Origin of the sequence: Plantibacter flavus, from assembly GCF_002024505.1 — a bacterium.
Taxonomy (GTDB): Bacteria; Actinomycetota; Actinomycetes; order Actinomycetales; family Microbacteriaceae; genus Plantibacter; species Plantibacter flavus_A.
On sequence record NZ_CP019402.1, the window covers coordinates 2,701,576 to 2,727,782 of the forward strand.

Here is a 26,207-nt window from a genome sequence, read left to right on the forward strand (position 1 = left end):
CGTGTGTCCGCGCGGTTGGCGCGTGCAGGCGGGGCCGGTAGCCTCGGGGTCACGACGGAGCACCACCCGGAGCCACGCCCGGCGACATCGCTGTCGGACCGAGCGGCCTCACCGGCGGCACCCATCACCCGAGCAGCACCGACCACCCGAGCAGAGGGGACCATCCACCATGAGCGATGCCACGAACGACTGGAAGTTCGAGACGAAGCAGATCCACTCCGGAGCAGCGCCCGACCCGGTCACGAAGGCTCGGGCCACGCCGATCTACCAGACCACGAGCTACGTGTTCGACAACGCCGACCACGCCAAGAACCTCTTCGCCCTCGCGGAGTTCGGCAACATCTACACGCGCATCCAGAACCCGACGCAGGCTGTCGTCGAGGAGCGCCTCAGCGCGCTCGAGGGCGGCAGCGGCGCCCTCCTCCTCGCCTCCGGGCAGGCGGCGGAGGCCTCGGCGGTCCTCAACATCGCGCAGGCGGGCGACCACATCGTGTCGTCGTCGTCGATCTACGGCGGCACGTACAACCTCTTCAAGTACACGCTCGCGAAGCTCGGCATCGAGACCACCTTCGTGGAGAACCAGGACGACGCCGAGGAGTGGCGGCGTGCGGTGCGCCCGAACACGAAGCTGTTCTTCGCGGAGACCATCGGCAACCCCAAGATCAACATCCTCGACATCCGCCTCGTCGCCGACGTCGCGCACGAGGCCGGCGTCCCGCTGATCGTCGACAACACGATCGCCACGCCGTACCTCATCCGACCCTTCGAGCACGGAGCGGACATCATCGTCCACTCGGCGACGAAGTTCCTCGGCGGTCACGGCACGGTCATCGGCGGGGTCATCGTCGACGGCGGAACCTTCTCCTGGACCGGGCACGCGGACAAGTTCCCGGGCCTCACCACGCCGGACCCCTCGTACCACGGGGCGGTCTACACCGACGCCGTGGGCGATTCGCTCGCCTACATCATCAAGGCGCGCGTGCAGCTCCTGCGCGACCTGGGTGCGGCCATCGCCCCGGCGAGCGCCTGGCAGCTCATCCAGGGCATCGAGACGCTCAGCCTCCGCATCGAGCGCCACGTGCAGAACGCCCAGCAGGTCGCCGAGTGGCTCGACGCCCACCCCGACATCGCCAGCGTCAACTACTCGGGGCTGCCGTCCAGCCCCTGGTACGCGGCTGCCAACCAGTACGCGCCGAAGGGCGTCGGAGCGGTCCTGTCGTTCGAGCTCAAGGGCGGGGTCGACGCCGGCCGCGCCTTCGTGAACTCCCTGCAGTTGTTCTCACACCTCGCGAACATCGGCGACGTCCGTTCGCTCGTCATCCACCCGGCGTCGACGACGCACTCGCAGCTCACTCCGGAGCAGCAGCTCACGGCCGGCGTCACGCCCGGGCTCGTGCGGCTCTCGGTGGGACTCGAGAACATCGACGACATCACGGCCGACCTCCAGGCCGGTCTGACCGCCGCGAAGCAGGTCGTCGAGGCCGCCCGGGTCTGAGCCCGTCCCGAGGCGTTTCCCTCCCGGGTTGCGCCAGCGCGGTGCACTGACGCGAGCGCACCCCACAGCCGCGAGCGCGGGTCTCCAGAGACCCGCGCTCGCGTCGTTCGTTGCGCAGTCGGGCCGGTTCCCCGCCACCCGAGCCCGTTCCCCGTCACTCGAGCCCGTTCCGGCGCGCTGAGGCCGACGGGAGCACACTCGCGTCAGCGCACCGCGCCGACCTCGGCGGATCGGGTGACGTAACACGGCCGGTCGACGCCCGCGGGCACGCCACAATGGAGACCTATGGACTGGCAGACCCCGGAAGACAGCGTGCCCTCCCGCTTCGTGACCGAAGCCGAGGTCGGCGCCCTGCTCGCGAACCCGCCCTCGAGCGGCGCCTGGCGCGACGGCGATCGGCCGGGCGACCGACTCTTCGCCCCGCTCGGCCGCCTCGACTTCGAGCACGGCGGGAGCATCCCGCACGCCAGACTCGCCTACGAGACCTGGGGCACCCTCGACGACGACGGCGGCAACGCGGTCCTCGTCCTCCACGCGCTCACGGGAGACAGCCACGTCCTCGGCGGCGCCGGCAACGGACATGCGACCGCCGGGTGGTGGGCCGGCATCGTCGGTCCGGGACTCGCCGTCGACACGGACCGCTGGTTCGTCGTCGCGCCGAACATGATCGGCGGCTGCCAGGGCAGCACCGGCCCCTCCTCCTTCGCGCCCGACGGCGTCGAGTGGGGTTCACGGTTCCCGTACACCTCGATCCGCGACCAGGTCGAGGCCCAGCACCGGCTGCTCGGACACCTCGGACTCGACCGCTGGGCCGCGGTGATCGGCGGATCGATGGGCGGCATGCACGCACTCGAATGGGCCGCCACCCACCCCGAGCTCGTCGACCGACTGGCCGTGATCGCCGCGCCCCCGGTCACGACGGCGGACCAGATCTCCCTGAACTTCGTGCAGCTCGAAGCGGTCCGCACGGACCCGCACTTCCAGGGAGGCGACTACTACGACGCCCCGGACGGTGAGGGCCCCCACCGCGGCCTCGCCCTCGCCCGACGGATGGCCCTGCTCAACTACCGCAGCCCGGGTGAGTTGAACGCCCGCTTCGAACGCAGCTGGCAGTCGAGCGTGAGCCCGCTCGGGCATGGTGGACGCTTCGCCGTCGAGTCGTACCTCGACTTCCACGGCAACAAGTTCACCCGACGCTTCGACGCCGGGAGCTATGTGACCCTCGTCGAGGCGATGAACTCCCACGACGTCGGACGCGATCGCGGCGGCGTCGGCGCGGCGCTGCGGGCCTACGCCGGTCCGTCGCTCGTGCTCGGGATCGACAGCGACCGGCTCTTCCCGGTCAGTGGGCAGGAGGAGATCGCCCTCCACCTCGCCGGCAACCTCGACGGCACCCGACCGTCGGTCCTCCGGTCCGATTTCGGACACGACGGCTTCCTCATCGAGACCGCGCTGGTCGCACCGCATCTCAGCCGGCTCCTCGCCGTCTGACAGCCGCGCTCCGTCTGACCGACAACCGTTCCGTCGCGCCCGTGTCACCCGATAAGGTGACTCCTCAGAGGAGCGTGAGCATGGATCGGGTGGCGAGGACCCAGCGACGGCTGCTGCTGCGTACGACGCGCCTCTTCGGGCTCGCGGGCTGCGTCACGGCCGCGATGATCCTCAGCGTCCCGGGCGTCGTCTCGGGCGGCCGGTACGCCGTCCTCCTCGTCCTCGTCGCCGTCCTCGCCCTCACCCACGTGGCCGCCGAGCAGTACGACGGTCAGCGGTGGGTCCTGCTGGTGTTCCTCGTCGGTGTCGGCGTCGTCGTCGTCATCGGTCTGTCCGACGGGAACACCGGCCAGGTCGGCTCCGCGAGCGCGATCGCCGCGATCACCTCCCTCGGGATGGGTGCTGTCGCGGCCCGACTGGTGCCGATCCGTCGCACCTGGCCGCTGCTCCTGACCGCGTTCGTCGTGACGGCGGCCACCATCGTCGTCGTCACCGGGCCCACCGCGCTCACGATCCCGACCATCGGCCTGACCGCGGTCGTGTGGATCGCGATCGGCGCCTTCGGCGGGTGGCTCGACACGAGCATCCCCCGACTCATCCGTCGGGTCGACACTATCGGCAACGCCTACAACGCTGAGCGGCTCGCGAGTCAGGCCGAGTCGCAACGGCGACAGGACGCACGCCTCCTGCACGACACCGCACTCGCGACCCTCACCATGCTCGCCCACTCCGGACGGGGCGTCGATGGCGCCGCCCTCCGCTCGCAGGCCGGGAACGATGCGCATCTGCTCCGCAGCCTCCGCCTCGGCGAGGAGCTGACCCCCGTCTCCTCCGGCTCGTACATCCTGCAGCGCGGTGTCGACTTCACCCTCGACGAAGGGATCGAGGCCGTGACGGACCGGTTCGCCGGGCTCGGCCTCACGGTCAACGTCTACGGCGGTGGACAGGCGAACCTCGACCCACGCGTGCGCGAGGCGTTCCTCCTCGCTCTCGGGGAGTGCCTGGAGAACGTCCGGCGTCACTCCGGCGTGGATTCGGCCGACGTCACGGTCTCGATCGACGAGCTGACGGCCCGACTCCTCATCACCGACACCGGCACCGGGTTCGACCCGTCGGCAGTGCCGGACGGCCATCTCGGCGTCGCGGAATCGGTCGTCGCGCGCATCCAGGAGGTCGGCGGACAGGCGCGCGTCTTCTCCGCCCCCGGGGCCGGGACGACGGTCATCCTGGAGGTCCCGCAAGCATGAGTGTCGACGCCCTCGAGCAGGCCACCGGACCGACCCGGCGCTACCGTCATCGTCGCGCCATCGACCGGCAGCGTTCGTCACTCGGAACGACACAGCTGGGCATCGGTCTCTCAGTGTCCGGCGTCATCCTCGTCGTCTACGCCGCGATCCGCTTCGTCAGCTCGGTCCACCACTACCCGCGACCACTGCTCAGCGTCGTCGCCTGGCTGCTGCTCACCGCGGCGATCGTGTCGACCTTCCTCCTCCTCCGCCGCTCCGCGTTCCACCTCTCGGATCGGCTGTTCGTCGCGCTGCTGATCCAGCTGGTGGTGGTCGCCGCGCTCGACCTGGCGAGCGTCTGGAGTCGCGACGCCGTGGGCGTCTATCCGACGGCGGCCGCGGCGGTCGGCGGCGTCCTGCTCGCGGTCGTCACCCTCCGCCCGGTGCGCGACGTCGCCGCCGCGACCGTGGTGCTCGGGCTGATGCTCGTGGGCTCGATCCTCACCGTCACGCGGACCCAGACCGCGACCCTCGGTGCGGAGCTGCTCTTCGCCGCGGTCGCCGTCGTCCCACCGCTCATCGCCTGCGCGATCGTCTCCCAGTACCGCCGGATCGTCCGCCTCGAACTCGACCGGGTCATGGTCGCCTCCACCGTCGCGAGCGTCCGGGACGCACTCGGGTTCTTCGACTCGGAGGAACTCGTGACCCTCGACCTCGAAGCGGAGGAGCTGTTCGTCGGCGTCGCCGACGGCTCGGTCGACCTCCCGCTCAGCCCCGAGCTCGCGGCGCGCGCCTCCCGCCTTGCGACCGAGCTCCGGCGTCACCTCATGTCCGAGGGCAAGGAGTCCTGGCTCGAGCATGCGTTCCAGGAGTCGTCCGTGTTGTCGGACAGCGCGACCCTCCGCGACCCCGAGCGACTCGCGACGTATCTCGCAACGGATCAGCGGGATGGACTGCTCTCTGCAGTATGGTTGCTCCTCGGGGAAGCAGATGCGCAGAGTGCCAGAGCTGTGCTGACGCTCGGACCGGTCGACCGCTCCGAACGACCGGGCCGATCAGGTGCGCTCGTCATCCCGATCGTCCTCGAAGCGGTCGGAGTGCAACGCGCCAAGGTGGATCCCGCGGTGTGGGAAGCGCTCGGACGAGTGGGCAGCTCTACGGACACGTACCAGAAATCCCGGATCAGGATCGAGATCGACAGCACCGTCGACAATCCTGCTGCGGGCCAGCGGAAAGGGGAACGTCAATGACGTCACAGGAGTCTCGCATCAGGGTCGGCATCGTCGATGACCACCGGATGCTGCTCGGCGCGCTCACCGAATGGATCAGGAGCGTCGCCGACGACATCGAACTCGTCGTCGTGACCCCGTCCTGGCCGGAGCTGCTGACGCACCCCGCCTTCCCCGTCGACGTCCTGCTCCTCGACGTCGACCTCAAGGACAACGTCCCGGTCGCCGTGAAGCTCGCGACGCTGAAGACCACGGGCGTCACGACCGTCCTCATGAGCACCTACAGCGACCCGGCAGTGGTCCGTGAAGCCCTGGCCGCGGGCGCCCTGGGCTACCTCGCGAAGAGCGAAGACGCCGAGACCATCGTGCACGCCCTGCGTGCGGCGTCACGCGGCGAGTCCTACATCTCCCCCGAGCTCGACCTCGCCCTCGCGAGCGGAGCCTCCGGGACCGGCCCCCGCCTCAGCGCGCAGGAGCGTCGTGTCATGGCGCTGTACGCCGCCGGTGAGCCCGTGAAGATGGTCGCCGAGAGCCTCGGCATCTCCGACGAGACCGCGAAGAGCTACCTCAAGCGCATCCGCGAGAAGTACCGCAACGCCGGTATCGACGTCGGTACCAAGGTCGCCCTGCGCAAGCGGGCGATCCTCGACGGCATCATCGTCGACTGACGCGAACCGCTCGGTATGGCCGCTCACAACGTGAGCGGCCATACCTGTGTCAGCGCCAGAGGATTGCGAATGCTGTTTCCACTGGGTCTCAGCGTGCGCGTTCGCGTACGCAATGCAGGAGATGATCACCCCTTCGGAAATGCCGATCGCTGCAGCGATACACGCGGCGCACGCGATCCCGAACGTGACAATGCACGCAGCCGCGCAGAGGGTCGACAACAAGGCGAGCGCCCAAGCAGCCACTCCCTGCTGGCCGAGGCACCAATTCAATTCGCCCCACCAATCGCCGCTGCCCGCAACATCCCCGCTTCCCCCGACGAGTTGCGCCGCCTCCCTGGCAGTAATCGAGTCAGTGAACGTCAGTTCTCCGTCCTGCCAGGCTGTCAGCGACCCTCCGCCCGCCAGGTCGTCGACGAACTCGAGCTCAACCGTGTGCACAAACGCGCCTTCGGAGTCGAACAACACGGTGAAACTCGACAAGGGAGCGATTCCCTGCCCCTCCATCGGGAACCTCACCGCCGAGTTTCCATCGACAAGATCCAGAACACTCTCCTCGCCGAGCGCAGGTGCCCCGTGGCCCCGAATGTCCATGTGCTCTCGCGCCGTCGAGGTCAGAGAAACGCGCTCGACCTCGTCAGTGACCACGGTCGGCGTCTGCGCCGCTGCGCTGTGGAGAAAAGCTGAAACGTCCGCCACCGGGATCGTTTCCGCTGCCGCGGGTGCGGCATTGAGGCCGAGAGAAGAAAGAGCAATCACGACCAGCGTAGCCAACATTGCTGCTCGGTTTGATCGTTGCCCCTTCATCCTCGTGCTCCTCGAACGCGTCCAACACACGCCGCCGCCGCGACGAAACACCCGAGGGACATTGTCCACAGCACGCTCGCAACCTGCGGAGCGGTCGTCGCTGCGACGAGCGGTAGTCCTCCTCCAATGCACAGCAGCGCGACGACGACGCCGCGACCCATCCGGCCGTTCCCGGCTGCCGCGCGAGTGCTTCTCTCCACCATGAGCTCAATCCATCCTGTCGATGAGAGGATCTCGCGATGCCCGCACCGTTGCGGACATCGGTTCGACTCCACCAGCGTAGAATTTATGAACTTGAAATTCTAGATGTAAACCTGAGACGTGAGCGAGTCAGACAGGGATCGGCGCCGTCGGCGGGTTGCGGTCCGCGATCCTGCGCTCCTCGACATCATTCGCGCGGAGGAGCTCACGCCTGAGCTGCCGACGCTCCACGGAGAAGCTCGTGACGACGATCCCGAGGCCGATCACGGTCAGCACCACACCGGTCCAGACCGGGGCGAGGTAGCCGAGGCCACCGGCGATGACCACACCGCCGAGGAAGGCCCCGAGCGCGTTGCCGATGTTGAGCGCCGAGTGGTTGAGCGCTGCAGCGAGGGACTGGCTGTCGCCGGCGACGTCCATGAGCCTCGTCTGGATGGCCGGGCCGAGGCCCTGCGAGGCGAAGCCGACGGCGAAGACGAACAGGAACATCGTCGGAGTCCACGTCGCGGTGAGCGCCAGGGCCGTCAGGACCACGGTCATGAGCGCGAAGAAGACGATCAGGGCCCGCCTCACCCCACGGTCCGCGAGATGCCCACCGACCAGGTTGCCGATCGTCATGCCGACCCCCATGGTCGCGAGCGCCCATGGGACGAGTGTCGCCGACTCCCCCGCGACCTCGGTCACGAGGGGCGCGAGATAGCTGTACACGGCGAAGAGCCCGCCGAACCCGATCGACCCGAACCCGAGCACGAACCACACCTGGCCGCGCCGGAAGACGCGGAGTTCGCGACGCATCGTCTGCTGCGGATTGCCCGCCTGCACCGGCACGGCGAACCAGATGGTCACGGTCGCGAGCGCGAAGATGCCGGTGACGATGAGGTAGGCGGAGCGCCACCCGAACTCCTGGCCCACCCAAGTCGCGAACGGCACGCCCACGACGTTCGCGATCGTCAGCCCGGTCATGACGAGCGCGACGCCCTTGCCACGCTTCCCCGGCCCCATGAGACTCGCGGCGACGAGGGCGGCCATGCCGAAGTAGGCGCCGTGCGGCAGCGCCGCGACGAACCGGGCGAGCAGGACGAGGCCGAAGCTCGGCAGGACCGCCGACGCGAGCGTGCCGACGGTGAACGCGACGCCCAACCAGAGCAGGACGGTCTTGCGCCGGTACCGCGCGACGAGCGCGGCGATCGTCGGCGCACCGACGACGACGCCGAGCGCGTACGCCGTGATCAACCACGCGGCCTGCGCGTTCGCCTGCTCCTGGCTGCGAGCGGCCAGCTCGGGCAGGAGGTCGGTCGCGATGTTCGGCAGCAGACCCATCGCCACGAACTCGGTCGTGCCGATGCCGAAGGCCCCGACGGCGAGCGCGAGGATGGCAAGACGAACACGGGTCGGCGACAGCTGCGTCGACCCGTCCAGGATGGTGGGCATGGATCGAGTGTACGGGAATCCTCGAATCGATTCGAGTCCCGACGGACGAAACCGGACGACCGCTGCCCGATGGGCTCAGCCGTCGTTCTCGAGCGCGGCGTCGAGCCGGTCGAGCTTGGCGGTCAGCTCACCCGTGTAGCCGGGACGGATGTCGGCCTTCAGCACGAGCGAGACCCGGCTGCCGTAGGCGCCGACCGCCTCGGTGGCGTCCTTGATGACCGCGAACACCTCGTCCCACTCCCCCTCGATGGTCGTGAACATGGAGTCGGTCCGATTCGGCAAGCCGGACTCGCGGACGATCCGCACAGCCGCGGCGACCGCGTCGTGGACGGAACCGTCCGAGTTGCCGGTGCCGCTGGGGGCGACGGAGAAGGCGACGAGCATGGTCACTCCTTGTGGGTTCGAGCGGGGACGGGGATGGAGACCGAGGAGACGTCCTCGTCGTGGTGACGCGGCGAGAACAACGCATGGACGGCCCAGCCGGCGAGGACCAGATAGGCGAGGTTGCGGACCGTCAGCACCGTCACGAGGACCGGGTCGACGTTGAGCAACCACAGGTACAAGTAGGGGTAGACGAGCTGCGTGAGCGCGGCGATCATCACCGCGAGGACGGCCGGCGCGAGGAAACGCCGACGCTGCAGGACGATCCCGAGGATCACCGGTGCAGCCAACCACATCGCGAACTGCGGTGACCCGACCTTGTTGAAGATGATGAGCGTGAGGACGAAGAGGAGCGACAACGGCGCGAGCACCTGCACGAGTGGGCGCCCGGACCGCACTGCGAGTACCCCGAGGAGCACCGCGCCGGCGACGGCGAGACCGAGGAGCGGCGTCATGACGGCGATCGCCGTGTCGACGCCCGGGCCCGTCACCTGGAAGGTCAGGATGTCGCGGTCGTAGTAGACGAAGCTCTGCGGGACCCCCAGGACGGCGAGCCACAGGTAGGCGTTGCCGATGGGCGACTCGATCTGGAGACCGCGTCCGGTCTGCTCCGTCACGAAGCTGACCGCGTTCGCGCCGCCGAGCACGAGGCCGACCCCGAGGACCACGACCGACGTCGCCGCCGCCGCGATCAGCACCTGTCCGCGGTGGCGGTGCGCCAGGACGATCGCGCCGATCAGGGCCGCCGGCCAGATCTTCATCCAGGCGGCGAGCGTCAGGAGGACGGCGGCGACCCGCGGGCGGCCGGCGACCCAGAGGAGCCCGACGATCGCGATGGGGACGGTCACGGAATCGATCCGGGCGAGCGCGATCGGTCCGAGCAGGAGGAGGAACGCGAGCCACCACCATGCCGCGACCAATCGTGGGCGCGAGTGGCCGTTGCCGAGGAGGACCGCGAACGCCCCGGCGTTCATCGCGGTCACCAGCAGGAGCCAGCCGACGCCGTACCCGGCGCTGCCGAGCAGCAGCGGGATCAGCATGGGGACGATCGCGAGGATCGGATAGACCCAGGGCTCGTCGATGGCGGGGATCGGGCCGCCGGACGTCGCCTGTTCCACCCACGGCCGGTACACGAGGACGACGTCGCCGAGCGGGAGACCCTCCGCCACGAGGCACAGCCACCCGTCGAGGAGGTGCACGAGGCCGAACCCGCACCAGAGGAGCCAACGCCGCATCACGTGGACCATCCTAGGCTCGCGCCGCCTGTGGAACCCGTCCGCCACTCGCTCGACGCCCGAGCGGGTCGGGTCCGCGAGCCTGCTGATCAGTACCCGCTGAAGGCGTCGGTGCGGACGTGTCCGACGCCGATCCCGCGCAGGGCGGGCTTCAGGGCCTCGATCATCGCGGGCGGCCCGGAGATGAAGACCTCACGCTCGGCCAGATCCGGGACGGCCTCGGCGAGGCGCTCGTGGTCGAGGCGCCCGGGTCCGAGGCCGCGCCAGCCGTCCGGCAGCCGGACGTCGTCCGTCGGTCCCACGACGAGCACCGGTGTCCCCCAGGTCTCGAGCTCGGCCGCGTAGGCGAGCTCCTGCGCGTCTGACACGACGTAGACGAGGACGACGTCACGCTGATCGGCGCGGAGGTGCAGGCGGGACAGCTGACTGGCGAACGGGGTGATCCCAATGCCGGCGGCGATGAGCAGGATCGGCTTGCTCGCGTCCTTCGGCAGGACGAAGTCGCCCCACACGCCGGTCGCCGAGAGGCTCGCGCCGACCGGCAGCGCACTCAACGCCCGCTTGAAGCTGCTGGCCCGCTCGGGCACACGCATCGCCACGCGGATCGTGCGGTCGTCGTCGGGTGGCGAGGAGATGCTGAAGACGCGCCTCGAGCCGCGGACGTCGGCTCCGCGGTGCGGCAACGACAGCTCGAGGTACTGGCCGGCCGCGAACGGGATCGACCGCTTCGAGCTGAACCGGTACTCGACCGCCGTCGGGGTGAGGGCGCGGGTGCCTTCGAGCGTCAGACGCATCCCCCGACGACGGGCGACGGCGAACGCGAGCACGTTGCCGACGATGAGCGCGAGCTCCGGGGTCGACGCCACCTGGCCGAGCATGAACGGGATGGAGAACAGCACCGCGACGATCGCCGCCTCGGCGAGCTGCTGCCAGCGCCGCGGCGGGAGCGTGAGCGGCTCGGTGAGCATGAACGCCGCGAGGAAGAGGATCGGGTACGACGTGAGCGGAGCCAGCAGTGCCGGTCCCAGTTCTTGACCGCCGGTGACGAGCCGGACGGTGACGAGCGCCCAGGAGAGCACGATGAAGACGAGCGCCATGGTGAGGCGCTTCGTCCGGATGAGGACGAGGCCGCCGAGGATGACCACACCGGGCAGCAGCCACGGGTTGGCGACCCACCAGACCGACGGTGACACGCCCGGGAGGGTGACGTAGCTCGCCACCACGCTCATCACCAGTGCAGCGATGGCCGCCGGATTGAGGACGTGCCGACCCCTGATCGCGAGCAGGTACTTCGACGCAGAGGCGACCGTGGCGGCGAGGGCGATCCAGGCCAGTGCGGTGGGCTCGCTCGTCGGCCACAGGATGAAGAACAGCAGGAGGGAGGTGATGACGGACGACTCGCTGTGCGGCTGCACCTGGAACAGCGCACCGAACAGGCGGTTCGTCAGGTAGCCGACGACGAGCAGCGTCACCAGGGTGGCGAGGAGCTCGAGCGGCTTGTAGAACACCTGCCCGAAGAGTGACAGCACGAAGGCGTAGATCGCGAGGGTGCCGAGTGACAGCGTCACGAGGCGGTACATGGTGACCCGCCCGAGGACGGTGCCGAAGAAGGAGCCGGTACGGCCGTTCATGTGCGGTCTGCTTTCTGGGAGATGGTGCCGACCGGGCTCGGGCCCTGTGGCGCGTGACTCAGGTGAAGAGTTCGCCGGGGAACCCGACGGACCGGTCGGTGAGACCGGACGTGAACATGCGGACGCTCTCGAAGGTGAACGCCTCCGCCAGGGTCTCGTGATCGGTGAAGAACAGCGCGGTGGCCAGTCCGTCGGCCACCATCGCCTCCCGGGCGGTGACCCAGGTCGCCGCGACGGTCCTCGTCGGTTCGCCGGTCCGGCCGTCGATGACGTGGTGGAGGCCGTCGCCCCAGGCACGACGATTGGTGGCGGAGGCGCAGAGGGCTCCGTCGTCGATCGTCGCGACCCCGATGGCCTTGCTGGGATCGTACGGATGCTCGAGCGCGATGCGGAGCGGGTCCGACGTGCGGGACCCGTGCTCGTGACGCAGGTCGCCCGAGGCGTCGACCGTGAAGGACTCGTGGCCGTGGCTGCGGAGGAGGTCCGCGACGAGGTCGACGAGCCGCCCCTTGCCGGCCGCACCGATGTCGATCACGAGCGGAACGCTCGTCTCGAGCACCTCGCCGTCCCACCGGGCCACGTCGTCCCAGTGCGGGGCGGCCACCGCCGGGCCCTGGGGGACGAGCGAGTAGGAGGCGTCGTAGCCGAGCCGTTCGAGCGAGGTGCCGATGAACGGCGTCACGGCTCCGGCGGTGGCATCGTGCAGACGCCGGTACGTGTCGAACAGCGCGACCGCGTCCTCGCGCGCGTCGTCGGGGAAGGCGGTCGAGACCGGGCCGGCGGCGAAGCGCGCGATGAACGCGTCGTCCCGGAACCTCGACCAGGTCCGGTCGAACCGGTCGATGCACGCGGCGACGGCCTCGGCGGTCTCGGGCTCGAGCGGGAGAGCCGTGTCGAGCTCCCATCCGGTGCCGATCGCCTCGAAGCGCAGTGTCGTCTCGCTCATCGTCGGTCCGGCCCTGCGGCTCAGCCCTTCGCTTCGGTCTTGATCGTGTCGATGGCCGCGTTGAAGCCGCCGCTCGTGAGCGAGGAACCGGCGACCTTGGAGACCTTGAGGCTGTCGATGTCCTTGCCGACCACCTCGGCGGCGATCCCGGAGATGAACTCCGCCTGGTAGCGCTTGCTGTTCGCGCTCTCGGCGTGCGAGACGACGTCGACCGCCGTGACCGTGTCCGCGGCGAGGGTGACGGTCACCGTGATCGACTCGGTGCCGTTCGGCGACTGGTAGCTGCCGTCCGCGGTGTAGGAGCCGTCCTGGTAGTCGGTGGCGCCCGAGCCCGCCGCGGCGTCGGTCGAGGTGGTCGCCTCGGGCGTCGCCGCACTCTCGGTGCTCGGCTGCGTGGTGGTGGTCGAGCTGCCGGCGTCGGCCGCCGAGCAACCGGCCAGGCTGCCGACGAGGGTGAGGCCGGTCAGAGCCGCGAACGTCGTCTTCTTCGCCGCCACGGACAGCCGTGGCGTGCGGGCGGGAGGCTGGGTGGTGGTGGGGTTGCGCATCGTTCAATCTCCTCGGGCGATGTGTGGGCCGCGGTGCGGCGGCCGCCGCGGCGAGGTCTCCGCCGCGGTGGCACCAGTGTCCTGAGCTTCCCTATGGGCGAGCTATGAGCGTTCTGGGAGTTGTCCTTCGTCCACCGATGAACGCTCGTTCAGCGGAGGAGACCATCGACGACACCGCGCACCGCTTCGGCCACGTCGAGCGCGGCCAGCGGGCCGTCGGCTGCGGCGGCGTCCCCTGCGGCCGCGTGCAGGAGCACCCCGCTCGCGGCGACGCTCGCCAGGCAGCCGGGGTCGGTGAGCACGCGCTCGGCGTTCGTGGCGACGAGCGCCCCGATGATCCCGGCCAGGGCGTCGCCGGTGCCGGCGGTCGCGAGCCAGGGCGATCCGCCGGAGACCGTGATGGCGTCGCCGTCCGGCGCGACCACGTGGGTCGTGCCGCCCTTCAGCACCACGATGATGCCGAGGCGGGCGGCGACGTCGGCCGCGTACGACACGGGGTCGGCGCGGATGTCCCCGACCTCGGCCGGGCTCCCCAGGCCGCTCAACATGGTCGCCAGTTCACCGACGTGGGGTGTGGCCACGATGCGCCACGACTCGTCGACACCGAACGCCCGCTGGTGGGCACCCGCGGCGACGCGACGGAGCGACCCGGCATCGGCGACGACCGGCTCGCCCCCGTGCAGGGCTGCGTCGAGCAGCGAGCTCTCCTCGCGGGTCAGCTTGCCGGGGTCCATGCCGGAGCCGATGAGCCAGGCCTGCACGCGCCCCTCCGCCGTCACGATCTCGGGACGTCGCTGCAGCACGAGGTTCGCCGGTCGGTCCGCTCCGAGGTAGCGGACCATGCCGACGCCGGTGCGGATCGCCGCCTCGACACCGATCACGGCGGCACCCGGGTAGCGGTCGGACCCGGTCACGACGCCGAGGACACCCCGGGAGTACTTGTCCGATTCGGCATCGGGCACGGCGATCCAGTCGCGTGCGTCGGCAGGGGTCCAGAGTCGCGGTTCGGCCATGCCATCACCCTAGGCCAGTCGCCGCGGCGACCCGGCTCTGAGCCGTCGATCGTCGGTCATCCCGGTGTCGGGAATCCGAGCGCGCCCGGGGACGTTGAGCCGGGTGGCGACGCCCGTCGCCCCGAGACCCGAGGAGTTCCGTGCCCCAGCTGTTCGATCCGATCACCATCCGCGACCTCACCGTCCCCAACCGCCTGTGGATCGCCCCGATGTGCCAGTACAGCGTCACCGCCCGGGACGGCGTCCCGACCGACTGGCACCTCATGCACCTCGGCCAGTTCGCGGCGGGCGGCTTCGGCCTCGTCATCTCCGAGGCGGCGGCGATCAGCCCCGAGGGTCGGATCACCCCCCAGGACGCAGGCATCTGGAGCGACGAACAGCGCGACGCCTGGCGACGGATCACCGCGTTCATCTCCGATCAGGGTGCCGTCCCCGGCATCCAGCTCGCGCACGCCGGCCGGAAGGCCTCCACGTTCGCCCCCTGGGGCACCGACGGGCACGGCAGCGTGCCGATCGAAGAGGGCGGCTGGTCGACCGTCGCTCCGTCGCCCGAGGCCTTCCCGGGCTACGCCGTCCCGGAAGCCCTCGACGACGAGGGCATCGACCGCGTCGTCGACGACTTCCGGACGGCGGCCGTCCGGTCGGTCGACGCCGGCTTCCAGGTCATCGAACTCCACGCCGCGCACGGCTACCTGCTGCACCAGTTCCTCTCCCCGCTCGTCAACCACCGCGAGGACGGCTACGGCGGCTCGCTCGAGAACCGGGCCAAGCTCCTCCTCCGCGTCGTCGAGGCGGTTCGCGAGGTCCTCCCGGCCGGTCTGCCGTTGTTCGTCCGGTTCTCGGCCACGGACTGGGTGGACGACGGATGGGACGAGCACCAGACCGCGACCGTCGCCGCCTGGTGCGCCGAGCGAGGCGCCGACTTCTTCGACATCTCGACCGGTGGAGCCGTCGGCGGCGTCCGCATCCCGCTCTCCCCCGGATACCAGGTCCCGTTCGCGGCGCACATCGGATCGACAGGTGTCGACACGAGCGCCGTGGGCCTCATCACCGACGCCCAGCAGGCCGCGGCCATCGTCGCCGACGGGCAGGCGGAGGCGGTCATGGTCGCCCGCGAGGCGCTCCGTGATCCGCACTTCGCGTTGCGCGCCGCAACCGAGCTCGGCGTGGAGGTCGCCTGGCCGGGCCAGTACGAGCGGGCCAAGCCGCGCGCCTGAGCGCTACCCCGACACGACGACGGCCCGCACGCGTTCGCGTGCGGGCCGTCCTCGTGTCGGGGCTCGGGCGTCCGATCAGCGACGCCGGGTGGCGTCCTGGACCTCTCCGACGAGCTCCTCGATGATGTCCTCGAGGAAGAGGACCCCGGTGGTGGCGCCCGCTTCGTCGAACACCCGGGCGACGTGCGCCCCCGAGCGACGCATCGTGGTCAGTGCGTCTTCGACGTCCGAATCCTCGAACACCGACACGAGCTGCCTGATGTGCTTCGCGGGCACCGGCCGCTCCTCGTCGCCACTGCCGTCGAGGTCGTCGTACCGCAGCACGTCCTTCAGGTGCAGGTAGCCGATCGGCACCGACTCGTCGTCGACGATCACGTACCGCGAGTAGCCGTACTTGGCGACGGCGCGCTCGACGTCCGAGGGGGTGGCCTCCTCCGTCAGCGTGATGAGGCTCCCGAGCGGCAGGGCCACGTCGTGGACCTTCTTCTCGGTGAACTCGAACGCCGCAACGAGCGCACCCGTCGAGTCGGTGAGCACACCCTCGCGGGTGGACTGGTCCACGATGGTCGCCACCTCGTCCAGCGTGAACGCACTCGCGGCCTCGTTCTTCGGCTCCACCCGGAACAGGCGGAGGACGGCGTTCGCGGTCGCGTTGAGGGACACGATGATCGGACGGAAGACGCGCGCCACGAAGACGAGCGGCGGAGCGAGCAGCAGGACCGCGCGATCCGGGATCGAGAAGGAGAGGTTCTTCGGGACCATCTCGCCGAAGACCACGTGGAGGTAGGAGACGAGCAGCAGTGCGATGATGAACGCCACCGTGCCGATGGTCTCCTCAGGCCAGCCGGTGAGCGCCAACGGCACCTCCAGCAGGTGGTGGATCGCCGGTTCGGAGACGTTCAGGATGAGCAGCGAGCAGACGGTGATGCCCAACTGACTCGTCGCCAACATGAGCGTGGCGTGTTCCATGGCCCACAGCGCGGTCTTGGCGCTCCGGCTCCCCTGCTCGGCGAGGGGTTCGATCTGCGACCGACGCGCGGAGATGACCGCGAACTCGGCACCGACGAAGAAGGCGTTGGCGAGCAGCAGCACCACGAGCCAGGCGATTCCTGCCCAGTCGCTCATACGTCACCACCGTCCTCCGACACGACGGGTCTCGGGGTGAATCGGATCCGATCGATCCGGCGGCCGTCGAGTCGCTCGACGCGGAGCGTGCCGCCCTCGAGCTCGAGCTCGTCGCCCGAGACCGCGAGTCGTCCGAGTTCACTCATGACGTAGCCCGCGACCGTCTCGTACGGGCCGTCCTCGGGGACGCGCACGCCGGCGCGTTCGAGGAGCTCGTCGGGACGGAGGCTGCCCGGGAAGGTCGTGGAGTCGCGTCCGCGGACCACCCCGGCACGCGAACGGTCGTGCTCGTCGGCGACCTCGCCCACGAGTTCCTCGACGAGGTCCTCGAGGGTGGTGACGCCCGCGGTGCCGCCGTACTCGTCGACCACGACGGCCATCTGGTAGCCGCGTCCGCGCAGCTGCGAGAGCAGCACGTCCAGCTTCATCGTCTCCGGGACGCGCAGCGCCGGTGACTGCAGGGCCGAGACGGGCACCTCGCCGCGGCGGTCGCGCGGGACCGCGATGGCCTGCTTCACGTGCACGACACCGGTGATGTCGTCGACGTCGGCATCGGTGACGGGGAAGCGCGAGTGGCCGGTCGACCTCGCGAGGGCGAGCACCGCCTGGGCGGGTTCGCCGCGCTGGATCGACGCGATGCGCGGGCGCGGCGTCATGACGTCCGACGCATCGTGGCTCGAGAAGCGGAGGGTGCGGTTGAGCAGGGTCGCGGTGTCGGCCTCGAGTGTGCCCTCGAGCGCCGATCGACGCACGAGGGACGACAGCTCCTCGGCCGTCCGTGCTCCGGACAGCTCCTCCTTGGGCTCGATGCCCATCGACCGCAGCAAGCCGTTGGCGCTGCCGTTGAGGACGACGATGGCGGGCTTGAACACCCAGGTGAAGGCCGTCTGGAACGGGACGACGAACTTGGCCGTCTGTCGGGGCAACGCGAGCGCGAAGTTCTTCGGGACGAGCTCGCCGATGATCATGCTGAGCAGCGTGGCGAGGGTGATCGCGACGATCGTCGCCACGACGGCGACGACGCCCTCGGGGATCCCGATGGCGCCGAGCGGACCGGCGAGCATCGACGACAGCGCCGGCTCCATGGTGTAACCGGTGAGGAGGGTGGTCAGGGTGATCCCGAGCTGCGCGCTCGACAGGTGCGTCGACGTGATCTTGAGCGCTGCGATCGTCATCGTCAGGCGGGTCTCACCACGGTCGCGGCGGGCCTCGAGATCGGCGCGGTCGAGGTTCACGAGCGCGAACTCGGAGGCGACGAAGAAGCCCGTGCCGATGGTCAGTACGAGGCCGACGCCGAGCATGATCCACTCAGACATGACGATCCCGTCCGTGCTGAGCGGTCGATGCCGGAGTGGGGGATCCGTCGCCCTGATGGGCGGTCGTCTCCCGTGATCGGGTCAGCACGGGGCTGGGATGGTGGCCGGGGGATCTGTCTGAAGGAGGGTCGTCCATTGTGCGGACGAGTCTATCGGACATCCGCGGCTGTGGACCCCGGATTTCCGGGGTTCTTCTCAGCCTCCGTCTGCCGCTGGCGATCCTCGGCCGCGCGACGCTTCCGACGCCGCAGGAGGAGGAACCGTGCTCCGATGCACGCCGCGGCGAGCGCCGGGACCCCACCCGAGACGATCATGCCCACGTGTGGCCCGGCGACCTCGACGAGCCAGCCCATGAGCGGACCGCCGATCGACTGCCCGCCGAGCAGCACGAGGATGTACAGCGACATCACCCGTCCGCGGATCGCCACGTTGGACGACAGCTGGACGAGCGAGTTCGCCGCCGTGATGAAGAGGAGGTTCGCGACCCCGCCCGCGACGAGCAGGAGGGCGAAGGGCAGGAGCACGGGCATCGCGCCGGCGGCCGCCTGCAGGACACCGACCGCCGCCGCCGCGACGATCACGATGCGCAGATCCACACCCCCACGCCTCGTCGACGCGAGCGCCCCGGTCAGCGCTCCGACGGCGACGAGGGCGTTGAGGAACCCGTAGCCGCTCGCGCCGATGTCGAAGACGTCCGAGGCGTAGGCGGCGAGCAGGACCGGCAGGTTGAAGGCGAACACCGACATGAACGCGACCATGACGACCGTCCACCGGATGGCCGGTTTCCGCATGGCGTAGCCGAGCCCCTCCTTGAGCTGGCCCTTCGCCTTCGCGACGACCGGGGTCGGAACGAGTTCCGAGACGCGCATGAGCGCCAGGGTGAGCACGACGCCGGAACAGGCGAGGGCGTTGATCGCGAAGGACCACCCGGAACCGACGGCGGTGATGAGGACACCGCCGACGGCCGGACCGACGAGCTGCCCGAGCTGGAAGACGGCGGAGTTGAGGCTGATGGCGTTCCGCAGCCTGGCCGGGCCCACGAGCTCGTTCACGAACACCTGTCGCGCCGGGTTGTCGACGACGGTGACGAGGCCGAGCATGAAGGCGATGACGTAGATGTGCCACACCTCGACCGCGCCGCTGAGCGTCAGGATCGACAGCGCGACCGCGAGGACGGCGGCGAGCGACTGCGTGATCATGAGCAGCACGCGCTTCGAGTAGCGGTCCGCGATCACGCCGCCGAGCAGTCCGAACAGCAGCATGGGCGCGAACTGCATCGCGACCGTGATCCCGACGGCGGCGACGCTTCCGGAGAGCTCGAGGACGAGCCAGTCCTGCGCGATGCGCTGCATCCCGATCGCGGTCGTCGCGACGATGTGCCCGATCGTGAAGAGCCGGAAGTTCGGGACGCGGAGCGAGGAGAAGGTGTCCCGCCAGGCGGGACGCTCCCCCACGATCGGCATGGGGGCGGTGGGCGGCGGCGGAGCGACGGCGGTGTCGGATGGAGGGGTCACGGAGAGAGCCAGCGTTTCGTATGTCGAGTGCGTGTCGTATGGGTGGAGCCGCGGAGGCCGTCGGCTCCCGTCCACGCTATTGCCGACGCGGCCATTTCCGAGCAGGATGATCCCTATCAGTCCTATTCGATTCCTGAATGATCGGCTCACGCATGTTCGACCCCGCCCTGCTGCGCACCTTCCTGGCCGTCGCCGAGACGAAGAACTTCACACGTGCCGCCGCGCAGCTCGGGTTGAGCCAGCCGACGGTCAGTCAGCAGATCCGACGGCTCGAGGAGGCCGCCGGCCGATGGCTCGTCGTCCGGGACACGAGGGCGGTCCGCCTGACCGACAACGGTGATGCGATGGCCGGGTTCGCGCGGACCATCCTCGCTGCACACGCCTCGGCGGAGAGCTACTTCACCGGCTCGGCGATGAGCGGTCGCCTCCGTTTCGGGGCCGCCGACGACCTCGCGATGACCCAGCTCCCCCGGATCCTGCGACACTTCCGTCAGGGTCACCCGCAGCTGAACCTCGAACTCACGGTGAACCAGAGCGGGCCGCTGTACCGCCGACTGAAGGCGGGCGCCCTCGACCTCATCTTCATCAAGATGCACCCCGGCCAGAACGAGGGCAAGCTCGTACGGACCGACTCGATGGTCTGGGTCGGTCTCGAGAAGACCACCATCGAACCGGGCCAGCCCGTCCCCCTCATCGCCTACCAGGACCCGAGTCTCTCCCGGCAGCTGGCGATCGACGCCCTGGAAGCCGCCGGGCGCACCTGGCGGATCACCTGCAGTACGCGGGAGGTGAACGGCGTCCTCGCGGCGGTGCGGGCCGGGCTCGGCGTCGCGGTCTTCCCGCGCAGCCTGATCCCGAGCGACCTCGTCATGCTGAGCAACCGGCTGGAACTCCCGACCCTGGGCGGCGTCGACTTCACCCTGCTCGCGAACCCGTTGGCGGCCGCCGGCCCGGTGGAGGCGCTCTCCTCGGCCATCATGGACCGGTCGCTCGCCTGAGCGAGCACACGGCGGTCAGGCGTCGACGGACTCCGACTCCTCGGCGAACGGCGCCGGGATGAGGTAGGTCTCGCGGACCTCGGCCGATTCGTGCGGGCCGCTGCCGTCGGGCGCGGTGAAGGGTTCGTCGAACTCGACGATCCACGTCGTCAGCTGTTCGGTCCACACCGAGACGAACGCCGCGGCGCGCTGGCGGCCGGGTGCGACGATGACCCCGGAGGCACGCTCCCCCGTCGAGGGATCGGATGCCGGGTCCACGAGCACGAGGACCTGCATGCCGACACCGAACCCGCGCGTCCCACCGTTCACCGCCATGGGCCCATCATCCCACCGCGGTCGTGCGAGCCGCACCAGCGCCCCGGCTCACCAGGACACGGGCAGCGCCTTGCCCTCCTCGTAGCCGGCGGCCGACTGGACGCCGACGATGGCGCGCTCGTGGAAGCCGGGGACCGAGTCGGCACCCGCATAGGTGAACGACGAGCGCACACCGGCGGTGATCATGTCGAGGAGGTCCTCGACCGACGGCCGGAGCGGGTCGATCGTGATGCGGGAGGACGAGATGCCCTCGGCGAAGAGCGTCTTCCGCGCGAGTTCGAAGGGATCGAGTCGACCGAAGCGCTCGTGCACGGCCTTCGTCGACGCCATGCCCCAGCTCTCCTTGTAGAGCGACCCGTCGGCGGCGCGCTGCAGCTCACCAGGGGCTTCGATCGTGCCGGCGAACCAGGAACCGATCATGACCGAGGACGCGCCGGCCGCGAGGGCGAGTGCGACGTCGCGGGGGTAGCGGACGCCACCGTCCGCCCAGACCTTCGCGCCGAGCGCGCGGGCGGTCGCGGCCGTCTCGAGCACGGCCGAGAACTGCGGGCGTCCGACCGCCGTCATCATCCGGGTGGTGCACATCGCACCGGGGCCGACACCGACCTTGAGGATGTCCGCACCGGCGTCGACGAGGTCCTGCACCGCGACGGCGGACACGACGTTGCCGGCGACGATCGGGAGGCCGAGACCGAGGGCGCGGACGGCCGCGATCGCCCGGAGCATGCCCTCCTGGTGCCCGTGGGCGGTGTCGATCACGAGGACGTCCACCCCGGCGGCGGCGAGCGCCTGCGCCTTGACGGCGACGTCACCGTTGATCCCGATCGCCGCGGCGACCCGGAGTCGGCCCGACGCGTCGAGCGCCGGCGTGTAGATGGTCGACCGGAGCGCGCTCGTCCGGCTGAGGGTGCCGACCACCGCTCCGTGGTGCAGCACGGGCGCGAACTCGAGGTCGGCGGCCACCATGAGGTCGAACGCGGCCCGGCCACCGGTCACGTCGTCGGCGTCGATCGAGGCGAGCGATCCGCGCGCGAGGTCGCCGAGCCGTGCGTCGGGCAGCGCCGTGGCGAGACGCGCGGCCGGGATGCAGCCGGCGAAGGCGTCGCGCTCGTCGTGGAGCACGATGCCGTGACCGGCGACCGCGGGGATCAGGCGCAGGGCGTCGGCCGCGGTCTGATCGGCGCGCATGATCAGCGGGGTGTCGAAGGCGACCGGCTGCTCCTTGACCCAGCGGATCGCCGCGTCGAGCTCCTGGAGCGGCATGTCCTGCGGCAGGACGCCGAGTCCGCCGCGCCGCGCCAGGGCCGCCGCGAGGCGTGGCCCGGTGACGGAGTTCATGTTGGCGGAGACGATCGGGATCGTGGCGCCGGTGCCGTCATCCGGAGCCAGGTCGACGTCGAGTCGACTCGTGATCCCGGAGCGGCTGGGGACGAGGAACACGTCCGAGTACGTCAGGTCGTGGCTGGGGATCTCACCGATGAACCGCATGAGAACACCGTATCCCGAGCGGCGTCCGAGCCGCACCGAGGACGGAATGGGTTTAGGCTTGATGACTGGATCGTGCGGGCATGTTCCCTGCCTGCAAACAGTGAGAATTCAACGGAGAGAGTGGGCGATCGACGGTGTCGAGCCAGATGACCGGAGTGGGCGCCGATGACGGCGCAACGAACGAATTCGGAGCCAATGAATGGCTCGTCGACGAGATGTACGAGCAGTACCTCGTCGACAAGGATTCCGTGGACCGCTCCTGGTGGCCGATCCTCGAGCACTACCGGCCGGTGAACGGCGCAGCCCAGGGGACGACGGGCGGCCAGTCGGACGACGGTGCGGCGTCCGTCGGCACCACGGCGCCGGCCCCCGCCCCTGCGGCGTCTGACGAGGCGGCCCGGGTCAACCCGCCGACGGCCCCGATCCAGGTCATCGGTGCGCAGCCGGTCGCCCGCACCACCTCGGTCCAGGCGAAGCCGGCCCCGATCCCGGCCGACGCCCCGATGACGAGCCCGAACCAGGTCCAGCAGCCGAAGAGCGACCAGACCGAACCCGCTCCGGAGGACGTCGACAAGGTCACCGTGCTGAAGGGCATGGCCAAGTCGCTCGCCACCAACATGGACGCGAGCCTGACGGTCCCGACCGCGACGAGCGTGCGCACCATCCCGGCGAAGCTGATGATCGACAACCGCATCGTCATCAACAACCACCTGAAGCGCGCCCGAGGCGGCAAGGTCAGCTTCACCCACCTCATCGGCTGGGCCCTCATCCAGGCATTGAAGGACTTCCCGAGCCAGAACGTCTACTACGAGGAGACCGACGGCAAGCCCACGGTCGTCGCGCCGGCGCACATCAACCTGGGCATCGCCATCGACCTCCCGAAGCCCGACGGCTCCCGCGCCCTCATGGTGCCGGGCATCAAGCGTGCCGACACCCTCACGTTCAACGAGTACCTCTCGGCCTACGAGGACCTCGTGACCCGCGCCCGCAAGGGCAAGCTCACCGGAGCCGACTTCCAGGGCGTCACGATCTCGCTCACGAACCCCGGTGGCATCGGGACCGTGCACTCGGTCCCCCGCCTCATGAAGGGCCAGGGCTGCATCATCGGCGCCGGTGCCCTCGAGTACCCGGCCGAGTTCCAGGGCGCCTCCGAGCGCACGCTCAACGAGCTGGCGATCGGCAAGACGATCACGCTCACGAGCACCTACGACCACCGCGTCATCCAGGGTGCCGGCTCGGGCGAGTTCCTCAAGGTCGTCCACGAGCTGCTCATCGGCAGCCGCAGCTTCTACCAGGACATCTTCGCCGCGCTCCGCATCCCGTACGACCCGATCCACTGGTCGCCCGACATCAGCGTCGACCTCGCCGACGCCGTCGACAAGACCGCCCGCGTCCAGGAGCTCATCAACGCGTTCCGCGTCCGCGGCCACCTCATGGCCGACATCGACCCGCTGGAGTACGTGCAGCGGTCGCACCCCGACCTCGAGATCGAGACCCACGGCCTGACCTTCTGGGACCTCGACCGCGAGTTCGTCACGGGCGCCTTCGGCTCGGCCCGCACGGCCAAGCTGCGCGACATCCTCGGCGTCCTCCGCGACTCGTACTGCCGCACCACGGGCATCGAGTACATGCACATCCAGGACCCCGCGCAGCGCAAGTGGATCCAGAGCAAGGTCGAGCGCAAGTACGAGAAGCCGACGCATGACGAGCAGATGCGCATCCTCGGCAAGCTCAACGAGGCCGAGGCCTTCGAGACCTTCCTGCAGACGAAGTACGTCGGCCAGAAACGCTTCAGCCTCGAGGGCGGCGAGTCCACCATCGCCCTCCTCGACACGATCCTCCAGGGTGCGTCGCAGGCCCAGCTCGACGAGGTCGCGATCGGTATGGCCCACCGCGGCCGCCTCAACGTCCTCACGAACATCGCCGGTAAGACGTACGGTCAGATCTTCCGCGAGTTCGAGGGCACGCAGGACCCGGCGAGCCACGGTTCCGGCGACGTGAAGTACCACCTCGGCACCGAGGGCACCTTCAAGGCCGAGGACGGCCGTGAGATCCCGGTCTACCTGGCCGCGAACCCCTCGCACCTCGAGGCCGTCAACGGCGTGCTCGAGGGCATCGTCCGCGCGAAGCAGGACCGGGGGCCGATCGGCGCGTTCGGCACCCTCCCGATCCTCATCCACGGCGACGCGGCGATGGCCGGTCAGGGCGTCGTCCTCGAGACGATGCAGCTGTCCCAGCTCCGCGGCTACCGCACCGGCGGCACGGTCCACGTCGTCATCAACAACCAGGTCGGGTTCACGACGCCTCCTGGCGAGGGCCGCTCCTCCATCTACAACACCGACGTCGCGAAGACCATCCAGGCGCCGATCTTCCACGTGAACGGCGACGACCCCGAGGCCGTCGTGCGGGTCGCGGAGCTCGCCTTCGAGTACCGCCAGGAGTTCAAGCGCGACGTCGTCATCGACCTCGTGTGCTACCGCCGACGCGGCCACAACGAGGGCGACGACCCGTCGATGACGCAGCCGCTCATGTACAGCCTCATCGAGGCGAAGCGCTCCGTGCGCAAGCTGTACACCGAGGCGCTCGTCGGCCGTGGCGACATCACCGAGGAGGAGTACGAGGCCGCACACCGCGACTTCCAGGACCGCCTCGAACGCGCCTTCATGGAGACGCACGCCGAGCAGACCTCGCCGACGCCGATCCCGACCGAGGTCCTCGACGAGGACGGCTACTCCGGCGAACTCGAGACGACCGGCGTCTCCGAGGGCGTCGTGCAGCTCATCGGCGACGCGTTCAACAACAAGCCCGCCGGGTTCACCGTGCACCCGAAGGTACAGCAGCTCCTCGAGAAGCGTCTCGACATGAGCCGCAACGGCAACATCGACTGGGGCTTCGGAGAACTGCTCGCACTCGGATCGGTGCTCATCGAGGGCACCCCGGTGCGGATGTCCGGACAGGACTCCCGCCGCGGCACCTTCGTGCAGCGCCACGCCGTCCTCCACGACCGGGTCAACGGCCAGGAGTGGCTGCCGCTCGCGAACCTCAGCGACAACCAGGCCCGCTTCTGGATCTACGACTCGCTCCTCAGCGAGTACGCGGTCATGGGCTTCGAGTACGGCTATTCGGTCGAACGCGCCGACGCGCTCGTGCTGTGGGAGGCGCAGTTCGGCGACTTCACCAACGGCGCACAGACGATCATCGACGAGTTCATCTCCTCCGCCGAGCAGAAGTGGTCGCAGCGGTCGAGTGTCACGCTCCTCCTCCCCCACGGCTACGAAGGCCAGGGCCCCGACCACTCGTCCGCGCGGATCGAGCGGTTCCTGCAGCTCTGCGCCGAGGACAACATGACCGTCGCACGGCCGTCGACCCCCGCGTCGTACTTCCACCTGCTGCGTCGCCAGGCGTACGCCCGCCCGCGTCGGCCGCTCGTCGTCTTCACCCCGAAGGCGATGCTGCGTCTGCGTGGCGCGACCAGCCCGGTGGCGGACTTCACCTCGGGCCGCTTCGAGCCGGTGATCGACGACGCACGGATCACCGACAAGGCCGCGGTCAAGCGGGTGCTCCTGCACTCCGGGAAGATCCACTACGACCTCCTCAGCGAGCTGCAGAAGCAGCCGAACGACGAGATCGCCCTCGTCCGCGTCGAGCAGTTCTACCCGGTCCCGGTGGCCGAGCTGAACGCCGTGGTCGCGCAGTACCCGAACGCCGAACTGGTGTGGGTGCAGGACGAGCCGGAGAACCAGGGCGCGTGGCCGTTCATCTGCCTGGAGGCCGCCAAGCACCTCGAGGGTCGGACGATCCGCAACGTGTCGCGCACCGCGTCCGCCTCCCCCGCCACGGGTTCGGCGAAGCGTCATGCCGCCGAGCAGGCGGAACTCCTCCGCACCGCGCTGGCGCTCTGACCCCAGCCGCACGACCGACGACGACCGCCCGTT

Annotated in this window: 20 protein-coding genes; 8 read left to right on the forward strand and 12 right to left on the reverse strand. The window is 69.7% G+C overall.

Annotated features, from left to right (window positions below):
* The first annotated feature begins 169 nt into the window (after nucleotides 1–169).
* From BWO91_RS12640 to BWO91_RS12660, 5 genes are all read left to right on the forward strand, one after another.
* The gene (locus tag BWO91_RS12640) at nucleotides 170–1,495 is read left to right on the forward strand and encodes a bifunctional o-acetylhomoserine/o-acetylserine sulfhydrylase (protein WP_064295265.1); all 1,326 of its coding nucleotides are present in this window, start codon (nucleotides 170–172) and stop codon (nucleotides 1,493–1,495) included.
* A 285-nt stretch (nucleotides 1,496–1,780) separates the two neighbouring features.
* On the forward strand, nucleotides 1,781–2,986 hold the full coding sequence (gene metX / locus BWO91_RS12645) for a homoserine O-acetyltransferase MetX (protein ID WP_079002787.1): 1,206 nt from the start codon (nucleotides 1,781–1,783) through the stop codon (nucleotides 2,984–2,986).
* 89 nt (nucleotides 2,987–3,075) lie between these two features.
* Nucleotides 3,076–4,233, forward strand: coding sequence for a sensor histidine kinase (locus tag BWO91_RS12650; RefSeq protein ID WP_153303451.1), 1,158 nt, complete (start codon nucleotides 3,076–3,078; stop codon nucleotides 4,231–4,233).
* Nucleotides 4,230–5,462, forward strand: a complete 1,233-nt coding sequence (locus tag BWO91_RS12655; protein WP_079002789.1) for a hypothetical protein — start codon at nucleotides 4,230–4,232, stop codon at nucleotides 5,460–5,462. Before BWO91_RS12650 ends, BWO91_RS12655 begins: the two co-directional genes overlap by 4 nt.
* Complete coding sequence (locus tag BWO91_RS12660) at nucleotides 5,459–6,109, forward strand: response regulator transcription factor (RefSeq protein ID WP_056012577.1); 651 nt, start codon at nucleotides 5,459–5,461, stop codon at nucleotides 6,107–6,109. Before BWO91_RS12655 ends, BWO91_RS12660 begins: the two co-directional genes overlap by 4 nt.
* Nucleotides 6,110–7,243: 1,134 nt before the next feature.
* On the opposite strand, the gene BWO91_RS12665 is transcribed toward BWO91_RS12660, so the two are convergent.
* The 7 genes from BWO91_RS12665 to BWO91_RS12695 form a co-directional block, all read right to left on the reverse strand.
* A complete protein-coding gene (locus BWO91_RS12665) occupies nucleotides 7,244–8,545 on the reverse strand; it encodes an MFS transporter (protein WP_079002790.1) in 1,302 nt (433 codons plus the stop codon).
* A 75-nt stretch (nucleotides 8,546–8,620) separates the two neighbouring features.
* Complete coding sequence (locus tag BWO91_RS12670; protein ID WP_064295260.1) at nucleotides 8,621–8,929, reverse strand: thiamine-binding protein; 309 nt, start codon at nucleotides 8,927–8,929, stop codon at nucleotides 8,621–8,623.
* Between the two features lie 2 nt (nucleotides 8,930–8,931).
* Nucleotides 8,932–10,161, reverse strand: coding sequence for a glycosyltransferase 87 family protein (locus BWO91_RS12675; protein ID WP_079003971.1), 1,230 nt, complete (start codon nucleotides 10,159–10,161; stop codon nucleotides 8,932–8,934).
* Between the two features lie 89 nt (nucleotides 10,162–10,250).
* A complete protein-coding gene (locus BWO91_RS12680) occupies nucleotides 10,251–11,792 on the reverse strand; it encodes an FAD-dependent oxidoreductase (protein ID WP_079002791.1) in 1,542 nt (513 codons plus the stop codon).
* A 58-nt stretch (nucleotides 11,793–11,850) separates the two neighbouring features.
* Nucleotides 11,851–12,738, reverse strand: a complete 888-nt coding sequence (locus tag BWO91_RS12685; RefSeq protein ID WP_079002792.1) for an FAD:protein FMN transferase — start codon at nucleotides 12,736–12,738, stop codon at nucleotides 11,851–11,853.
* 20 nt (nucleotides 12,739–12,758) lie between these two features.
* Nucleotides 12,759–13,286, reverse strand: a complete 528-nt coding sequence (locus tag BWO91_RS12690) for an FMN-binding protein (protein ID WP_153303453.1) — start codon at nucleotides 13,284–13,286, stop codon at nucleotides 12,759–12,761.
* 149 nt (nucleotides 13,287–13,435) lie between these two features.
* On the reverse strand, nucleotides 13,436–14,299 hold the full coding sequence (locus BWO91_RS12695) for an ADP-dependent NAD(P)H-hydrate dehydratase (RefSeq protein WP_079002793.1): 864 nt from the start codon (nucleotides 14,297–14,299) through the stop codon (nucleotides 13,436–13,438).
* Between the two features lie 140 nt (nucleotides 14,300–14,439).
* On the opposite strand from BWO91_RS12695, the gene BWO91_RS12700 reads away from it, so the two are divergent.
* Entirely contained in the window at nucleotides 14,440–15,516 is a 1,077-nt protein-coding gene (locus tag BWO91_RS12700; RefSeq protein WP_079002794.1) for an NADH:flavin oxidoreductase/NADH oxidase, read from the forward strand.
* 75 nt (nucleotides 15,517–15,591) lie between these two features.
* Here the strand turns inward: BWO91_RS12700 and BWO91_RS12705 are convergent, their stop codons facing one another.
* The 3 genes from BWO91_RS12705 to BWO91_RS12715 form a co-directional block, all read right to left on the reverse strand.
* On the reverse strand, nucleotides 15,592–16,641 hold the full coding sequence (locus tag BWO91_RS12705; RefSeq protein ID WP_064295254.1) for a hemolysin family protein: 1,050 nt from the start codon (nucleotides 16,639–16,641) through the stop codon (nucleotides 15,592–15,594).
* Nucleotides 16,638–17,957 carry a hemolysin family protein gene (locus BWO91_RS12710; RefSeq protein ID WP_079002795.1) on the reverse strand — a complete coding sequence of 440 codons (1,320 nt, stop codon included), beginning with the start codon at nucleotides 17,955–17,957 and terminating at the stop codon, nucleotides 16,638–16,640. The genes BWO91_RS12705 and BWO91_RS12710 overlap by 4 nt, the downstream gene beginning before the upstream one ends.
* Before the next feature lie 149 nt (nucleotides 17,958–18,106).
* The gene (locus BWO91_RS12715; RefSeq protein WP_079002796.1) at nucleotides 18,107–19,420 is read right to left on the reverse strand and encodes an MFS transporter; all 1,314 of its coding nucleotides are present in this window, start codon (nucleotides 19,418–19,420) and stop codon (nucleotides 18,107–18,109) included.
* 203 nt (nucleotides 19,421–19,623) lie between these two features.
* On the opposite strand from BWO91_RS12715, the gene BWO91_RS12720 reads away from it, so the two are divergent.
* On the forward strand, nucleotides 19,624–20,469 hold the full coding sequence (locus BWO91_RS12720; protein ID WP_079003972.1) for a LysR substrate-binding domain-containing protein: 846 nt from the start codon (nucleotides 19,624–19,626) through the stop codon (nucleotides 20,467–20,469).
* A gap of 15 nt (nucleotides 20,470–20,484) precedes the next feature.
* On the opposite strand, the gene BWO91_RS12725 is transcribed toward BWO91_RS12720, so the two are convergent.
* Together BWO91_RS12725 and BWO91_RS12730 are read right to left on the reverse strand one after the other, a co-directional pair.
* A complete protein-coding gene (locus BWO91_RS12725; protein ID WP_064295251.1) occupies nucleotides 20,485–20,784 on the reverse strand; it encodes a hypothetical protein in 300 nt (99 codons plus the stop codon).
* Nucleotides 20,785–20,832: 48 nt separating this feature from the next.
* The gene (locus BWO91_RS12730) at nucleotides 20,833–22,272 is read right to left on the reverse strand and encodes a GuaB1 family IMP dehydrogenase-related protein (protein ID WP_071262471.1); all 1,440 of its coding nucleotides are present in this window, start codon (nucleotides 22,270–22,272) and stop codon (nucleotides 20,833–20,835) included.
* Between the two features lie 146 nt (nucleotides 22,273–22,418).
* Between BWO91_RS12730 and BWO91_RS12735 the strand changes: the two genes are divergently transcribed.
* A complete protein-coding gene (locus tag BWO91_RS12735; RefSeq protein WP_071262472.1) occupies nucleotides 22,419–26,174 on the forward strand; it encodes a multifunctional oxoglutarate decarboxylase/oxoglutarate dehydrogenase thiamine pyrophosphate-binding subunit/dihydrolipoyllysine-residue succinyltransferase subunit in 3,756 nt (1,251 codons plus the stop codon).
* Nucleotides 26,175–26,207: the final 33 nt, after the last annotated feature.

Excerpts from the sequence above, each read along its gene's own strand:
- BWO91_RS12660 (WP_056012577.1), top strand. The coding sequence starts at position 5,459 with ATGACGTCACAGGAGTCTCGCATCAGGGTCGGCATCGTCGATGACCAC.
- BWO91_RS12680 (WP_079002791.1), bottom strand. The coding sequence starts at position 11,792 with ATGAACGGCCGTACCGGCTCCTTCTTCGGCACCGTCCTCGGGCGGGTC.
- BWO91_RS12675 (WP_079003971.1), bottom strand. The coding sequence starts at position 10,161 with ATGCGGCGTTGGCTCCTCTGGTGCGGGTTCGGCCTCGTGCACCTCCTC.
- BWO91_RS12690 (WP_153303453.1), bottom strand. The coding sequence starts at position 13,286 with ATGCGCAACCCCACCACCACCCAGCCTCCCGCCCGCACGCCACGGCTG.
- BWO91_RS12715 (WP_079002796.1), bottom strand. The coding sequence starts at position 19,420 with ATGCCGATCGTGGGGGAGCGTCCCGCCTGGCGGGACACCTTCTCCTCG.
- BWO91_RS12670 (WP_064295260.1), bottom strand. The coding sequence starts at position 8,929 with ATGCTCGTCGCCTTCTCCGTCGCCCCCAGCGGCACCGGCAACTCGGAC.
- BWO91_RS12725 (WP_064295251.1), bottom strand. The coding sequence starts at position 20,784 with ATGGCGGTGAACGGTGGGACGCGCGGGTTCGGTGTCGGCATGCAGGTC.
- BWO91_RS12665 (WP_079002790.1), bottom strand. The coding sequence starts at position 8,545 with ATGCCCACCATCCTGGACGGGTCGACGCAGCTGTCGCCGACCCGTGTT.
- BWO91_RS12685 (WP_079002792.1), bottom strand. The coding sequence starts at position 12,738 with ATGAGCGAGACGACACTGCGCTTCGAGGCGATCGGCACCGGATGGGAG.
- BWO91_RS12710 (WP_079002795.1), bottom strand. The coding sequence starts at position 17,957 with ATGTCTGAGTGGATCATGCTCGGCGTCGGCCTCGTACTGACCATCGGC.
- BWO91_RS12640 (WP_064295265.1), top strand. The coding sequence starts at position 170 with ATGAGCGATGCCACGAACGACTGGAAGTTCGAGACGAAGCAGATCCAC.
- BWO91_RS12695 (WP_079002793.1), bottom strand. The coding sequence starts at position 14,299 with ATGGCCGAACCGCGACTCTGGACCCCTGCCGACGCACGCGACTGGATC.
- BWO91_RS12735 (WP_071262472.1), top strand. The coding sequence starts at position 22,419 with ATGACCGGAGTGGGCGCCGATGACGGCGCAACGAACGAATTCGGAGCC.
- BWO91_RS12720 (WP_079003972.1), top strand. The coding sequence starts at position 19,624 with ATGTTCGACCCCGCCCTGCTGCGCACCTTCCTGGCCGTCGCCGAGACG.
- BWO91_RS12655 (WP_079002789.1), top strand. The coding sequence starts at position 4,230 with ATGAGTGTCGACGCCCTCGAGCAGGCCACCGGACCGACCCGGCGCTAC.
- metX (WP_079002787.1), top strand. The coding sequence starts at position 1,781 with ATGGACTGGCAGACCCCGGAAGACAGCGTGCCCTCCCGCTTCGTGACC.
- BWO91_RS12730 (WP_071262471.1), bottom strand. The coding sequence starts at position 22,272 with ATGCGGTTCATCGGTGAGATCCCCAGCCACGACCTGACGTACTCGGAC.
- BWO91_RS12705 (WP_064295254.1), bottom strand. The coding sequence starts at position 16,641 with ATGAGCGACTGGGCAGGAATCGCCTGGCTCGTGGTGCTGCTGCTCGCC.